Origin of the sequence: Bacillus cereus group sp. Sample62 (assembly GCF_036851315.1) — a bacterium.
Taxonomy (GTDB): domain Bacteria; phylum Bacillota; class Bacilli; order Bacillales; family Bacillaceae_G; genus Bacillus_A; species Bacillus_A wiedmannii.
Window position 1 is genome coordinate 4,495,963 of record NZ_JAFLPK010000001.1, and the last position, 14,257, is coordinate 4,510,219.

The window sequence follows — 14,257 nt, forward strand, 5'->3', positions numbered from 1 at the left end:
AAAAAGACATCAACTCTATTTGCAGATGCCACCAATCGTCCCGAGTTCTTCCTTTTACTAATGATACGATAAAAACGCAGGCTCATACAATATTTTCCCGCAAAGTTTCGAAAAAATTCGCTTCTTTTCTCGTATTTTCGTATTTTTTATGAAAAAAAGGGCATTTTTTGTAAAAAAATAGATATCTCATAAGTAGAAACCCTATTTTAAACAGTACGATAGTAAATGAAATTTATATCGGCGATTTTTCGAATATATCGATCGCAACTCGAAATATATGAGCGATTTTCCAAATATATCGACCACAACTCCAATTATATCAGCGATTTTTTAAATATATCGACTTACCGACAGAAAACGACAATGGTAGTCATTTGATGCGCTGGATTTGGAGGTGCACGGCGCCCTGTAGAATACGTTACATCGGCCAAGACAGGTAAATGTGTTGCTTTCTTTAAAATCAGCGCAGCGGATATAGGACGCGTATTACGCGGAGCTCCTTCCCATCGTACCTTTTCACTTACAATAAAAAAAGACAGTGTAAACACTGTCTTTTTTTACAAGAAGGAAACAAACGGTTTTTCGCTGTTTTTCTCTTTTATAATAATTGCCTCGATTTTACTCTCGGACTTGATCTGCAATTGAACTTTCGCATCTTTAGGTAATTTTTCTAGCATACTTTGAGCAGCCATTTGAGTAAGAGCCATTAATTCTGTTTTACCATTGTATTTAATAACGATATTCATATTTAATGTATCCATCTGGTTTTTCTTGTAAGAAACTTTAGCATTGACTGGGATATAATCTGCTGGAGAAAACTTTTTGATTGAATCCGCAAAGTCAGTTATTTTTGTATTATCTTCTCCATGTGCTTTTGTAAATTCATCAGAAGGATATGAAAACGCTTGTTCATCAATCGTGCTCCAATTTCCAAGGTTCGTATCATTCTTTTGAACAGTAGCACTAGCAATATACGTACCATTTTTTAAAGAACTTGTACTTTCTTGCTTAAAGATAGCAAACGTAATTGGAGATTTATTATACTTGTCATTTTTATTAATAACTTCAATAAGTTGCTTGGCAACTTCAGTACCTTTAGACATTGCTTCTTCATTCGATACACTTGAAGACATCGCTAGCCCAATCACCACACCAGATAAACTTAATTCATTTGAATTCTGCTTCCCGAAATAGTCTTGTTCTATAATATTTGTCAAAACGGGTGCTTTTACTTTTGCGACTAGTTCATCAACTAACTTCTCAGGAATATATTGATTTAATTGTAGTACATGATTTTCTGTATCAAATTGCTCTTTTGCAATATTCATTAAACCATTTTCATACTCTGCTAAATCTAATTTAGAATTTGTTGTTATATTAGCTGTATTTATAACCTTTTGTTCTTTTAAAGGAATTACAGTTCTATAATAATCTTTAGAAACAGCAGTTCTCGGAATCATGCTTTTTTCTTTCGTATCCTTCTGTATAACTTCATCCTTCTTACTAATCGTATTATTACTACAAGCTCCCAGTAATAAACTTACGACCGCGAAGGATAATGCCATTTTCTTCATTACTTAAAACCTACTTTCAACAATCTAGTTATTTAATTTGAACTATTAACAGTGTACCATTAAATATATTTCAACAAAAACAAAAAAAAGAAGCAAGCACCTTTCGCTTGCTTCTTTTTACTTAATATTCTCTTCTAAAGCGTCTTTTTTAATGTTCCAATGAGACGTATTCCATACTACCATCCCATCTTTTATGTATAACACTTGCGGAGATTCATGTTTAATGCTGTACTGTTCTGCAACACGATTCGAAACATCTCGCGCATCTTGTACGTATAAGTAATACGCTGGTACTGCTCTTTCTTCATTACAATACGCTTGAAATTCTGTATATGCACCGTGACTGATCGGGCATGTCGTACTATGTTTAAAAAGAACATACGGCTCGTTTTTTTCTACTAATACTTCAAGCTCTTCAATTGCTTCAATTTTTGTCATATTCATCACGATTCACCTCTCATGCGAAGTCTAGAGCGCTTCTCTTTCTTTTCAGCTTTTTTCTCAAGTCTTTCTAATTTACGCTCTTCTTTTTCAACCTTTTTCTCTTGTCTTGTCGAACGATAATGATTGTATACTTCAATTGCTGCGCTACTCCACTGTACAACTTGCGCTACTTTATCTGCATTGTTTTCAATTTCGTCCGTAACAGAATCTGATACATTACGAAGTTTCGTATTTAAAGAATGGATTGTCGTTCCAATTCCATCTACACCCGATACTACTTTATTTAATGATTGTGACTTCTGTTGAATGTCATCAGCTAACGCATTTGTTTTATGTAATAATTGCTCCGTCTCTACGCTAATCCCTTGCATTTGCTTTTCTAAACCTTCTAACGTGCTTGCAACGTTTTCTAACGTCTTTTGAACCGATAACAACGTTCTGCATACATACACTACTAATACAGCGAAAGCAACCGCGATAATAGCCGCACTTACATATAAAAGAACTTGCATTTCATCACTTCCTTTATCTTTTTCATACTTTCCCCTATTATACAATCATTTTCCGTTTCGTTCTAATCCCTATCTTTTCATTAGAATTTTCATACTTATTCGTTAACTTTAACATAAATGATTCAACAAATTCCACTAAGTAGGTTACAATAGGAGAGGATACATAATTAGTAGGGAGGCTTTACATATGAAAGATCCACGCATTGAAAAGTTAGCATACAATTTAATTAACTACTCTATTCGCTTACAAAAAGGCGAAAAAGTATTAATTGAAAACTTTGGCTTACAAAAAGAACTTGTAACTGCACTTGTAAAAGAAGCATATGCAGCTGGTGGTTTCCCATTCGTTTCTTTAAAAGATCATCAAGTAGATCGCTCTTTATTAATGGGTGCTACTGAAGAACATTTTGAACAAATCGCTGCATATGAAGCAAGCGTAATGAAAGATATGGACGCTTATATCGGTCTTCGCTCTGGCGATAATATTAACGAACAAGCTGACGTGCCAAGTGAAAGAATGCAAATTCACGGTCAAACAGTTGGTAAGAAAGTTCATAGAGACATCCGCGTTCCGAAAACGCGCTGGGTTGTTCTTCGCTACCCAAATGCTTCTATGGCGCAGCTTGCTAAAATGAGCACAGAAGCTTTCGAAGACTTCTACTTCGAAGTTTGTAACTTAGACTACGGTAAAATGGATAAGGCGATGGATAGCCTTGTTACATTAATGAATAAAACAGATAAAGTTCGCCTAACTGGTCCTGGAACTGACTTAACATTCTCTATTAAAGACATTCCAGCTATTAAATGCTCTGGTCATTTAAACATTCCAGACGGTGAAGTATACTCTGCACCAGTTCGCGATTCTGTTAACGGTACAGTTTCTTATAACACACCATCTCCTTACAACGGTTATACATTTGAAAATGTACAACTTAAATTTGAGAACGGTCAAATCGTTGAAGCAACTGCAAACGATACAGAGCGCATTAACAAAATCTTCGATACAGACGAAGGCGCACGCTACGTTGGTGAGTTCGCAATTGGCGTAAACCCATACATCTTACATCCAATGGGAGACATCCTATTCGATGAAAAAATCGATGGCAGCTTCCACTTTACACCTGGACAAGCTTACGAAGATGCATGGAACGGCAACAACTCGAACATTCACTGGGATTTAGTATGCATCCAGCGCCCTGAATACGGCGGCGGCGAAATTTACTTCGACGACGTACTAATCCGTAAAGACGGACGCTTCGTTGTATCCGAACTAGAAGCTTTAAACCCAGAGAGCTTAAAATAATGAAAAACGCTCGGAATTTTCTCCGAGCGTCTTTTTATTAATATTGTAATAAATCTTTCGCCACATCTTCTGGCACTTTAAAACTCATTTTCTTATTTTTCATTTCAACTTCGACATAAGGGACATCTTTATATACTGTCATAGTACCAATTTCATGTAACTCTTTTTTATCATTACTCGACTCCGATAATTTTTTTGTATCCTCTTGGTACATTTTAAATGTTTTCCCTTGCGGAGTATCCATAGGAGCCGATTCCATTTCCCACTTATCCATTTTCATGACTTCAAACAGCTTTTCAATTTCTTTCTTATCAGTAATTACTTTTTTATCACTTGAATCCGTAAGTGATTCAATCTCAACCTTTTGTGCCTTTTCTAAGTTCATATCAGCCTTTTCCTTCTTCGCACTACACCCTATTACAAGAAAGGATACTGTTAGCAAAAATATAAACAACATACAGATTTTTTTCATTTCTATATCCCTCCTGTACTATATAGAACTACTTTTCTCGCTTTTTGTTTGCTGAGAATGAAAATAATATAAAAGCGCCACTGCGATAGTACCTATTAATATTGGTACATATAAAGGCAGGTTCCATTTCATATTTACCCTAGTGCAGATAGCAAACACCAGCAAAATTTCCAAGCAAAACAAAGGTTATATATTTCATTTCTTACCTGCCATTTCTATTTTCACATGTGGATTTTCTTTCTCTATAAGCGCCAAGAATTCATCCATATCTTGCGGCATCGCAATTATATGTACTTTATATGCATTCGTCGTAATTTCAAGCGATTTCCCAACTTGACGAATTATTCTTACCTCTTTCAATACAATATCGTCATTTAAAACACCGTACTTTAATACGCCATTTTCTACTTTATGTTTTTTAATAAATACTTCCCAAACGAGTGGTACATTTACAATGAAGCATAAACCCATCCCAATCAACACTGACGTCCAATGCGCTTTATTAGTGAAAAGCATGACAATTGGATATATACACATAAAAGCTAACGTAAGACAAACGAAAATGACTACTGACTTACTTCTTTGAATTGGAAAGTTCATACCTACACCCCCGTAATCCAAATTATACCACTATTTCCATTTTGATTCATAGAAAAAGGTCATTTCTACATGACCTTTTACACAATGTACCTATAAAATTTCTTATCTACCTGTAACACTGGAAAGTTTTTCGGCAACTCGTCTATACTCACACTTTGAAAACCATTCTTTTCATAAAAACGATGTGCCGCTAAAAATTTCACTGTTGTTCCTAAGTAAATATCTTTCAATTTTTTATCCTCAGCCCATGTAATTGCTGTTTGAAGCAACATATGTGATGCGCCCCATTCTTTTCCACGAAACTCTTTTTGTACGAACATTTTTCTTAGCGCTACTTGATGATTCTCAATATCTAATAAAGCTACTGTTCCAACTAATTTACCATCATAAATTGCTACCCAAAAGTTTCCGTGATCCTTTTGATAGAATGTTTCTATTTCAAGTAAATCAGGTTGCTTTTCTTTCGTAATGGGAACGTTATACTCTTTTTGCTGAATATGAACGATAAGATCTACTACTTCCTCTTGAAACGTACTTTCATATGGAACAATACGAATCTTCTCGTTCATCGAATTTCTTTCCACTCTGAAGCTAATAAACTATATACAGCGATATCATGGAAATGATCATATAACCATTCTTCATCTCGTAAAATACCATCTAACTTAAACCCTAAACGCTCTGGAATAGCGCGACTTTTTACATTTTCAACACCGCATCGGATTTCCATTTTATTTAATTTTAAATTCTCAAATGCATATTGAAGCACAGCCTTCACGCTACGCGTCATAACGCCTTTTCCTCCAGCATCTTCTGCAAGGTAATACCCAAGACTCGCAGCTTTCTTCCCCCAGCTCACTGGATGAATACCTACCATCCCAACGAGCTTTCCTTTGTAACGTATACCACTTTCAAAACCGTCTCCCTCTGCAAATTTCTTTAACCACATCGGAAAAATCTCATCATAAGCATCAGCAGATTTCGTCCCATCTACCCAAGGGAGCCATTTTCGTAAATGATTACGGTTTTGATCTAATAATTGATATAATTCCTCTTTATGATGTTTTTCAAATAATTGTAGTTCGATATCGTCGTCTACTCGGAGTGTGAACATGTTTTTTAGTCCCCTTTTAGTTTTCTTATTATTCTAACACTTACGGATGTAAATTGTTAAATATTCACACTTTCTTTTGATTTTCTTTGTATAAAACCAGAAGAATACAATACTCCCGTAATAACTAATATCATTCCTACAGATTGTGCAGGTGTTATATTGACTCCTTCAATAAAAGAAATAAGCATTGTAACAACAGGCACTAGATTAAAAAATAAAGATGTCCTTGCTGCCCCAATTTGAGCAATTCCATTATTCCACCATAAGTAACCAAGCACACTCATTCCAATTGCCATAAAGAGAATCGCTCCCCAAGCTAACAAAGGAATTTCCAAAATTGGTACTATACTTTTTTGTGTAGAAGATATGATAATAAAGGCAAGTGCACCAATAATCATTGTATATGTCGTCGTTTGTATTGGATTACCAGTTTTAATAAACCTTCTGCCTAGTACACCGTATAATGCCCAGCAAATATTCCCTAATAAAATATAAAAATCCCCTTTTGAAAATGATAAATGTTGTAGTATTGTAAACGAACCTTGTGTAAGTACAAAAACAACGCCAATTAGTGCAAGTAACATTCCAATACCTTGGCGCTTCACCATTTTCTCTCGTAAAATGACACTTGCTAACAGCGTCGTAACGAGAGGATTTGTCGCCATAATAAGTGCACCATTAATAGCTTCTGTATATTTCATTCCTAAAAAGAAAAAGAAGTTAAAGCCGAATACACCAACAATACCTAGCAAAAGGTAATAGGTCCTATTCTGCATCCATACTTCCAAATCAAAATCTTTTCGTATTTTTAACAAACATAACATCACAAATGCAGCAATCCCAAAACGCCATGCTGCTATATGAATTGCTTCGAAATACTGCACCACATATTTCGAAGCATTAAATGTCCCACCAGTAAATATCGCAAAACCTAATAACTGCGTATATACTTTATTTTTCATCGCCGGCCTCCAAGACTTTTTCTTCTAGAAAACCGTAATAAATTTCTAACTTCTCCTCCGTTAACTGAACAACTTTTTGCAATTGTTCCTGCTGTTCTTTTAATCGCTCCAAGTGAGTTGTTAAAATGGAAATTCTCTTTTTTACTTTCGCTGGTACTTCCTCTTTCTTCTGCCTAATTTCCTCTATAATGCACCCATCACTTGCAAACTCAGCCATCTCTTCTAATGACATCCCAGTTTGTTTTAATGAATATAAAAATTTTAATAAACGTACATCGCCTTCTGTATATTGACGAATACCGCTATTTCGCGTTGGTGGTGGTAATAAACCTAATTTCTCATAGTAGCGCAAAGTGTGAATGCCCATCCCTGTTAATTCTGCTACTTCACCGATTTTATACATGTTCTCTCCCCCCTTGTTTTTACATCTTCATCTTACAACCTAGAGTTAGCTCTAGGTCAATACGGAAATAAAAATTGAGCACAACAAAAAAGACGCACAGCCACAGCTATGCGTCTTTTTTCTTACTTCTCTGCAACTTGAACTTCTTTTACGTAAGCTGCTTCGAATTTTTGGATGTCGCCTGCGCCCATGAAAATTAGAACGCCGTTTTTATGTTTCTTTAATACATCCGTTGTTGTATCTGTAATTAGTTCTGCACCGTCAATACGCTTTTGCAGATCTTCGATTGTTAATTCACCTTTGTTTTCGCGCGCTGATCCGAAAATATCACATAAGTATACTTGGTCAGCTTTGCTTAAGCTTTCAGCGAACTCATCTAAGAACTTTTCTGTACGTGAGAATGTATGCGGCTGGAATACAGCGACAACTTCACGCTCTGGATGTTTTTGACGAGCTGCTTCAATCGTTGCATTAATTTCTGTCGGATGGTGTGCGTAGTCATCGATAATAACTTGCTCTCCCATTGGCTTTTCATTAAAGCGACGTTTTACGCCTTCAAAAGTTGTTAACTGATGCTTAACTGCTTCTACATCAACGTTTTCATAATGGCAAAGCGCGATTACTGCTAATGCATTTAATACGCTGTGGTTGCCGTATCCTGTAATTTTGAACGTGTCATAGTACGTATTACGAACGAATACATCGAAAATAGTACCATCTGTTCTCTTTTGAATGTTACGTGCTTGGAAATCATTATCTTCTCCAAATCCATAGAAAATAACAGGTACTTTCGCTTGAATTTTTTGAAGTTCTTCATCATCTCCACATGCAATAATGCCTTTTTTCACTTGCAATGCCATCTCTTGGAATGCATTGAATACATCATTGATATCTGAGAAATAATCTGGATGATCAAAATCAATATTTGTCATAATCGCATAGTCTGGATTGTAAGACAAGAAATGACGACGATACTCACAAGCTTCAAATACAAAATACTTACTATTTTCTACCCCATGCCCTGTTCCATCTCCAATAAGGTAAGATGTAGGGTGTGCACCTTGCATTACATGGGCTAACAAACCAGTTGTTGATGTTTTTCCATGTGCACCAGTTACAGCAACACTTGTGTATTGGTTCATAAGGTCACCTAAGAAGTGATGGTAACGATGTACCGGGATGTTTAATTCTTTTGCTGCTACGATTTCTTCATGCGTATCAGGAAATGCATTTCCTGCAATAATCACTTGTCCTTCTTTTACATTATTTTTATCAAAAGGAAGGATCGAGATATTGCGCTTTTCCAACGCTGTTTGTGTAAAGAAACGCTTTTCATAATCAGACCCTTGAACAGTATGCTTCATGTCATGAAGAATTTGAGCTAATGAACTCATTCCTGTTCCTTTAATTCCTACAAAATGGTAAACTGTCATCTTAAAGAACCTCCAACATTTCGAACTAATACAACGGCCTATCTATAAGACAGTATATGAATCTTTTCTTATTTTGGTAATCATCATACATTTTTGATGTAGTGAAGTTATTCTTCCCTTCACCTATCAGGATAAACTCGTACGTACTTCTTTTTTATGTCCATAACAAATTCATTATAGCAAAAAAGAAGCCGCTATACTATGATAACAGAAAAACTGATAGGGTCAATCACCTATCAGTTTTTCTCTCTTTTACATATCTTCTCTTTTTTCTAATTGAACACTCTCTAAACGTGGGTTTGGACGATATTTACGACCAGCTTTCGCTTCTGGTTTTCCATTTAATTCTACGTTATCACCAGTAAAGCCAATATTCATTTTTAATAAGCTACTTCCTACTCCGTATATATCAACAGGTACGTTTTGAGCTTCAAATTCACGAATACGCTTCTCATCAAATCCACCAGTTACAACGATGTCTACATGCTGGAATCCTTCTTCATCAAGTGCTTTACGAAGTGCGAATACAAGCGATGGGTTTACACCACGTGGATCGAATGTTCCAAGTACTTCTGGGTGGCGAATGAAGTATTGATCAATCATCGTGCGCGACGTGTCTACACGTACACCTTTTAATGTTAATCCAAATTCACGCGCTACGCGAAGTGCATCTGTAATAACATCATTGTTGTAATCAATTAATACAACTAATTCATCTTCTGGGAATTTCTTATGATATGCTTTTGCCGCTTCCACAACATCACCATTAAACATTTGAATTAATGCGTGAGGCATTGTCCCCATACCACTTCTGCCCCACCATTCATTCATCGCATGCGTCGCTTGTGCGCTCATACCTCCGATGTATGCTGCATAACCGTCACCAGCTTGTTGCGTATAATGATCGTCACGATCTCCCATGAAAATAACTGGTTTTTCTTTATCTACACTACGTGCAGCTTGGACAACGTTATATACGTTTGTCGCAACTGATGTACGACGAGCTAAAATCCCATCAATGACACCTTCTAAAAATCCGAAATTTTCATAAGGACCATGAATTGTTAACACTGTTTCAAACGGACTAATATTATCGCCATCTTTTAAAGAGTTAATTTCAAGTTCCTCAGGATTTTTGGCGAATGTTTGTAGCAATGCAATCACTTCATCTGTTCCGCAAAGAACTGCATTTTCCTTTTGGAAAAATTGCATCGTCACAACACTTTTCGGGCGAAATTCTTCAATGATTTCTCTAGTCTTTAAAAAGTAAACGGCAGAGAACCAACCTTCTCCAACACGTTCGTCAAATTTAAATGTTCTATTTGTTAGTCTATTTATTTCACCTTTTAATTTTAATTCAATTTCTTTCATGTCGCTTTACTCCCTACTTTACTATCCAACATTTTCTATTAGTATACAGCAAAACCGTTTACTATACATTTGTTTCCTGCATAGCAGCGAATTCATCCTCAGAAATAAGGACATCTCTCGGTTTCGTTCCCCTTCCTTCAGAAATAATCCCTTGCGATTCCATCTCTTCAATGAGACGTGCCGCGCGATTATAACCGATGCGGAATTTTCGCTGTACAGAAGATGTGGACGCTCCCCCTTGTTCTACAACAAATTGACATGCATCAAAGAACAATTCGTCTTCCGACTCAGCTTGTTCTGTTTTCGCTAATAAATCCTCTTGCTTAAATAAGTAATTCGGCTTCATTTGCTTTCTCACATGATCAACTGTTTTCTCAATCTCATCATCCGATACATATACACCTTGTACACGAACTGGTTTAGACGTACCGTTCCCTAAAAATAGCATATCGCCACGGCCAAGTAATTTCTCCGCGCCCCCAATATCAATAATCGTACGCGAATCAACTTGAGATGATACAGTAAACGCAATACGCGTTGGAATATTTGACTTAATTAAACCCGTAATAACATCTACAGACGGACGCTGCGTTGCTACTAATAAATGAATACCACAAGCACGTGCTTTTTGCGCAATACGACAAATCGCTTCCTCAACATCACCAGGTGCTACCATCATTAAGTCGGCTAACTCGTCAATGACAATAACGATATAAGGTAATGTCTCTCCTGGAATTTCTCGCCCACTTACAATCGTATTATAACGAGTTAAATCACGAGCACCAGCATGCGCAAACAATTCATAACGACGCTCCATTTCTTCAACCGCCCACTTTAATGCAGCTGTCGCTGCTTTTACATCCGTAATAACAGGTGCTACAAGATGTGGAACAGAATTGTATGGTGCAAGCTCAACCATCTTCGGATCGATTAACATTAACTTCACTTCATGCGGTTTCGCTTTATATAAAATACTCGTTAAAATTGCGTTAATGCACACACTTTTACCAGAACCCGTTGCACCCGCAATAAGTCCATGTGGCATTTTTCGAATATCCGTTACAATTGGATCGCCTGAAATATCAAGTCCTAGCGCAACTGTAAGCGGTGATTCGCTCTTTGTAAACACAGGACTTCGTAAAATTTCACGAAGGAATACTGGCTTACTTTCTTTATTTGGAACTTCGATTCCAATCGCACTCTTCCCTGGAATCGGTGCTTCAATACGAATATCTTTCGCTGCTAAACTCAGTTTAATATCATCACTTAAGTTTGTAATTTTATTTACTTTCACACCTGGGTCTGGCTGTACTTCAAAACGAGTTACTGCTGGACCTTGCGATACGTTAATAACATGTGCACCAACGTGGAAATTATTAAATGTTGTATTTAATAATTCTTTCTGTTCATCCAACCATTCCGTATTATCTAACGCTGCCTGCTGCGGAATTGACAATAGTGTTAATGGCGGAATTGCATATGTCGGTGGTGTTTGCAATACATTTCGCATATCGTTCTCTCTTTGATTTACAACATATGCTTTCTCTTGTACTTCCGTACTTGAAGTTGGCTTTTGTACTTGCTCTACCACTACTTGCTGCACTGGTTTCTCTTCCACTTGTGGGTCCACTGCCACTTGTTGCATTGGTGTTTCTTCCACTTGTGGTTCTACCACTACTTGCTGCATTGGTCTCTCTTCCACTTGTGGGTCCACCACTACTTGCTGTATTGGTTTCTCTTCTACTCGTGATTCCACCACTACTTGCTGCATTGGTTTCTCTTCCACTTGTGGGTCCACTGCCACTTGTTGTATTGGTGCTTCTTCTACTTGTTGTACAGGCTTATTCTCTACTCGTTCGCTCATAGAAGGTTGCATTGCATTTACTCTAGCCGCATGTCTTTCCATTAATCGCGTTCTGTCTTGTTTCAACATAACAACATTAAATGGTACATGACGCTTCTTCTCACGTTTTGGTTCTTCTTTTTGGACAACTGGTTGCTCTTCTGCGACCGGTGCTTCTTCTACAACTTGTTGTTCTGCAACTGGCGCTTCTTCTACAACTCGTTGTTCTTCTGCAACTGGCGTTTCTTCTACAACTCGTTGCTCTTCTGCAACTGGTGCTTCTTCTACAACTCGTTGCTCTTCTGCAATTAAAACATTTGCAAAGCTTTGAACATCTTTTTTCATTTGTTCATCAGCCTCAGTAACATGTATGAATTCATTCTTTTGTTCAATTTGTTCATTTAACAACATTTCTTGCTGCGTTTCCTCAAGTGCTACAAGTTCCGCTTCTTCTAGCTCTTCTGTTTCCACAATTACTTCCACTTCTTCTCGAGCTTCTGTTTCTGCAATTACTTCCGCTTCCTCTAGCTCTTCTGTTTCCACAATTACTTCCACTTCTTCTAGCTCTTCTGTTTCCGCAATTACTTCCACTTCTTCTAGCTCTTCTGTTTCCCCAACTACTTCCGCTTCTTCTAGCTCTTCTGTTTCCCCAACTACTTCCACTTCTTCTAGCTCTTCTGTTTCTGTAATTACTTCCACTTCTTCTCGAGCTTCTGTTTCTGCAACTACTTCCACTTCTTCTAGCTCTTCTGTTTCCGCAACTACTTCCACTTCTTCTAGCTCTTCTGTTTCCCCAACTACTTCCGCTTCCTCTAGCTCTTCTGTTTCCGCAACTACTTCCACTTCTTCTAGCTCTTCTGTTTCCGCAACTACTTCCACTTCTTCTCGAGCTTCTGTTTCTGCAACTACTTCCACTTCTTCTAGCTCTTCTGTTTCCGCAACTACTTCCACTTCTCGAGCTTCTGTTTCTGCAATTACTTCCACTTCTTCTGACTCTTCTGTTTCCGCAATTACTTCCACTTCTTCTAGCTCTTCTGTTTCCGCAATTACTTCCACTTCTTCTAGCTCTTCTGTTTCCGCAATTACTTCCGCTTCTTCTAGCTCTTCTGTTTCCCCAACTACTTCCACTTCTTCTAGCTCTTCTGTTTCTGTAATTACTTCCACTTCTTCTGGTATATCCACGATGATTGTTTCTTCAAGTTTTTCTTCTGCTTTGACAATCACTGATTCTTCTAAAGCTTGCTTTCCTACTTCAATAGTAGGTTGTTCTATTTCTGTATTACGTTTAGTTTCTTCTGATAATATTGTATCCTCGTGCTCTACTTTAGAATCTACTAATTCTGTTTGTAGAATGTTTTTGGCCACTACATCACTTTCTTGCTTGGAGTCTTCCCTACGCTCAGCAATTGTTTGATGAAGTAATTCAGCCGCTGGAACTGCCTGCTGTGCACTAATTTCTTGAACCACTTCTTTTTCTTCTACTATAGGCTCTTGGCGTTCAATTTCATAACCGTTTTTCTCTAGCCATTGATCGACAACTGACTTTTCTTCCTTTTTATTTTGTTGATCTCGCTGATCAACACCTTCATGACTGGAAGAATTCGTTGCTTGTCCTTCTGAGAAATCAGATAATGTATATCCTTTTTTCTCTAACCATGCATCAACGACTGATTTGCCCTCTACAGATATTTCAAGATCTTCTCTTTCCTTTTTTTCCTCCTGCTTTTCTACCTTTTTCTCTACAGAAGGACGATTATATCCGTAAATTGGCGAGATCATTTCTGTTGGACGAAATGGTCTACGGTTACTTTCTTGCGAAGGTGCAGATGCTTTCTTTACGACAGGCTCTCTCTCCGGTTCATATTTTACTTCCGGCTCTTCATATGTAGAAACTACCTTTTCCACATACTGTCGTCTACTTCTTTCCACTTTGACCCCTCTTTGAGTAGGCTGATTTTCATATGTTACAACTTGAACAGGTTGTTCTTCAAAATGCCCTGTTGCTATAACATCCTCTTCATCGAACCCATTATCCGGTACTAATGGAAAACGGCATTTACCTGCATTCCGACTTGCCATTTGTGCTTCTCTTGCTTCAGTGTAGTGGTTTACACGAGGGATCTTCGGCTGACTTTCGATTTGCTTTGGTACTTCTTTATTTATCGCTGTTTGTTCTTCCTCTTTGTTAAACAGCTTTTTCATCCAATCTAACATGCTTACCACTCT

At 37.3% G+C, this 14,257-nt stretch carries 13 protein-coding genes and 1 pseudogene; 1 reads left to right on the forward strand and 13 read right to left on the reverse strand.

What is annotated here, in order from left to right; genetic code table 11:
• Positions 1 to 557 precede the first annotated feature (557 nt).
• The 3 genes from J0835_RS22995 to J0835_RS23005 all read right to left on the reverse strand — a co-directional run bounded on the left by J0835_RS22995 (position 558) and on the right by J0835_RS23005 (position 2,530).
• Positions 558 to 1,574 (reverse strand): CamS family sex pheromone protein, encoded by a 1,017-nt coding sequence (locus J0835_RS22995; RefSeq protein ID WP_087982459.1) that lies wholly within the window; start codon positions 1,572 to 1,574, stop codon positions 558 to 560.
• A gap of 117 nt (positions 1,575 to 1,691) precedes the next feature.
• Positions 1,692 to 2,018, reverse strand: coding sequence for a bacillithiol system redox-active protein YtxJ (ytxJ, locus tag J0835_RS23000; protein WP_140386906.1), 327 nt, complete (start codon positions 2,016 to 2,018; stop codon positions 1,692 to 1,694).
• Complete coding sequence (locus tag J0835_RS23005; RefSeq protein ID WP_080349846.1) at positions 2,018 to 2,530, reverse strand: DUF948 domain-containing protein; 513 nt, start codon at positions 2,528 to 2,530, stop codon at positions 2,018 to 2,020. Before J0835_RS23005 ends, ytxJ begins: the two co-directional genes overlap by 1 nt.
• A gap of 187 nt (positions 2,531 to 2,717) precedes the next feature.
• Here J0835_RS23005 and J0835_RS23010 point away from each other — a divergent pair, with 187 nt between their 5' ends.
• Entirely contained in the window at positions 2,718 to 3,833 is a 1,116-nt protein-coding gene (locus J0835_RS23010; RefSeq protein WP_087982462.1) for an aminopeptidase, read from the forward strand.
• A 37-nt stretch (positions 3,834 to 3,870) separates the two neighbouring features.
• Here the strand turns inward: J0835_RS23010 and J0835_RS23015 are convergent, their stop codons facing one another.
• The 10 genes and pseudogenes from J0835_RS23015 to J0835_RS23055 form a co-directional block, all read right to left on the reverse strand.
• Entirely contained in the window at positions 3,871 to 4,305 is a 435-nt protein-coding gene (locus J0835_RS23015; protein ID WP_087982464.1) for a hypothetical protein, read from the reverse strand.
• A gap of 18 nt (positions 4,306 to 4,323) precedes the next feature.
• Positions 4,324 to 4,504, reverse strand: a pseudogene (locus J0835_RS29260) (hypothetical protein).
• Positions 4,501 to 4,905: a PH domain-containing protein gene (locus J0835_RS23020; RefSeq protein ID WP_087982468.1), complete on the reverse strand. Its 405-nt coding sequence runs from the start codon at positions 4,903 to 4,905 to the stop codon at positions 4,501 to 4,503. Before J0835_RS23020 ends, J0835_RS29260 begins: the two are co-directional and overlap by 4 nt.
• 77 nt (positions 4,906 to 4,982) lie before the next feature.
• A complete protein-coding gene (locus tag J0835_RS23025; RefSeq protein WP_087982470.1) occupies positions 4,983 to 5,474 on the reverse strand; it encodes a GNAT family N-acetyltransferase in 492 nt (163 codons plus the stop codon).
• Entirely contained in the window at positions 5,471 to 6,019 is a 549-nt protein-coding gene (locus J0835_RS23030) for a GNAT family N-acetyltransferase (protein WP_087982472.1), read from the reverse strand. Before J0835_RS23030 ends, J0835_RS23025 begins: the two co-directional genes overlap by 4 nt.
• A 56-nt stretch (positions 6,020 to 6,075) precedes the next feature.
• The gene (locus J0835_RS23035) at positions 6,076 to 6,981 is read right to left on the reverse strand and encodes a DMT family transporter (RefSeq protein WP_087982474.1); all 906 of its coding nucleotides are present in this window, start codon (positions 6,979 to 6,981) and stop codon (positions 6,076 to 6,078) included.
• Positions 6,971 to 7,384 (reverse strand): MerR family transcriptional regulator, encoded by a 414-nt coding sequence (locus tag J0835_RS23040; RefSeq protein ID WP_087982477.1) that lies wholly within the window; start codon positions 7,382 to 7,384, stop codon positions 6,971 to 6,973. Before J0835_RS23040 ends, J0835_RS23035 begins: the two co-directional genes overlap by 11 nt.
• Positions 7,385 to 7,506: 122 nt before the next feature.
• Positions 7,507 to 8,817 (reverse strand): UDP-N-acetylmuramate--L-alanine ligase, encoded by a 1,311-nt coding sequence (murC, locus tag J0835_RS23045; RefSeq protein WP_000219461.1) that lies wholly within the window; start codon positions 8,815 to 8,817, stop codon positions 7,507 to 7,509.
• A gap of 252 nt (positions 8,818 to 9,069) precedes the next feature.
• Positions 9,070 to 10,188, reverse strand: a complete 1,119-nt coding sequence (locus tag J0835_RS23050) for a nicotinate phosphoribosyltransferase (RefSeq protein WP_064474549.1) — start codon at positions 10,186 to 10,188, stop codon at positions 9,070 to 9,072.
• 61 nt (positions 10,189 to 10,249) lie between these two features.
• Positions 10,250 to 14,245 carry a DNA translocase FtsK gene (locus J0835_RS23055; protein WP_087982479.1) on the reverse strand — a complete coding sequence of 1,332 codons (3,996 nt, stop codon included), beginning with the start codon at positions 14,243 to 14,245 and terminating at the stop codon, positions 10,250 to 10,252.
• Between the last annotated feature and the right edge of the window lie 12 nt (positions 14,246 to 14,257).

Bases quoted from the DNA above. Each gene is read 5' to 3' on its own strand.
- J0835_RS22995 (WP_087982459.1), bottom strand. From the start codon at position 1,574: ATGAAGAAAATGGCATTATCCTTCGCGGTCGTAAGTTTATTACTGGGA.
- ytxJ (WP_140386906.1), bottom strand. From the start codon at position 2,018: ATGAATATGACAAAAATTGAAGCAATTGAAGAGCTTGAAGTATTAGTA.
- J0835_RS23005 (WP_080349846.1), bottom strand. From the start codon at position 2,530: ATGCAAGTTCTTTTATATGTAAGTGCGGCTATTATCGCGGTTGCTTTC.
- J0835_RS23010 (WP_087982462.1), top strand. From the start codon at position 2,718: ATGAAAGATCCACGCATTGAAAAGTTAGCATACAATTTAATTAACTAC.
- J0835_RS23015 (WP_087982464.1), bottom strand. From the start codon at position 4,305: ATGAAAAAAATCTGTATGTTGTTTATATTTTTGCTAACAGTATCCTTT.
- J0835_RS23020 (WP_087982468.1), bottom strand. From the start codon at position 4,905: ATGAACTTTCCAATTCAAAGAAGTAAGTCAGTAGTCATTTTCGTTTGT.
- J0835_RS23025 (WP_087982470.1), bottom strand. From the start codon at position 5,474: ATGAACGAGAAGATTCGTATTGTTCCATATGAAAGTACGTTTCAAGAG.
- J0835_RS23030 (WP_087982472.1), bottom strand. From the start codon at position 6,019: ATGTTCACACTCCGAGTAGACGACGATATCGAACTACAATTATTTGAA.
- J0835_RS23035 (WP_087982474.1), bottom strand. From the start codon at position 6,981: ATGAAAAATAAAGTATATACGCAGTTATTAGGTTTTGCGATATTTACT.
- J0835_RS23040 (WP_087982477.1), bottom strand. From the start codon at position 7,384: ATGTATAAAATCGGTGAAGTAGCAGAATTAACAGGGATGGGCATTCAC.
- murC (WP_000219461.1), bottom strand. From the start codon at position 8,817: ATGACAGTTTACCATTTTGTAGGAATTAAAGGAACAGGAATGAGTTCA.
- J0835_RS23050 (WP_064474549.1), bottom strand. From the start codon at position 10,188: ATGAAAGAAATTGAATTAAAATTAAAAGGTGAAATAAATAGACTAACA.
- J0835_RS23055 (WP_087982479.1), bottom strand. From the start codon at position 14,245: ATGTTAGATTGGATGAAAAAGCTGTTTAACAAAGAGGAAGAACAAACA.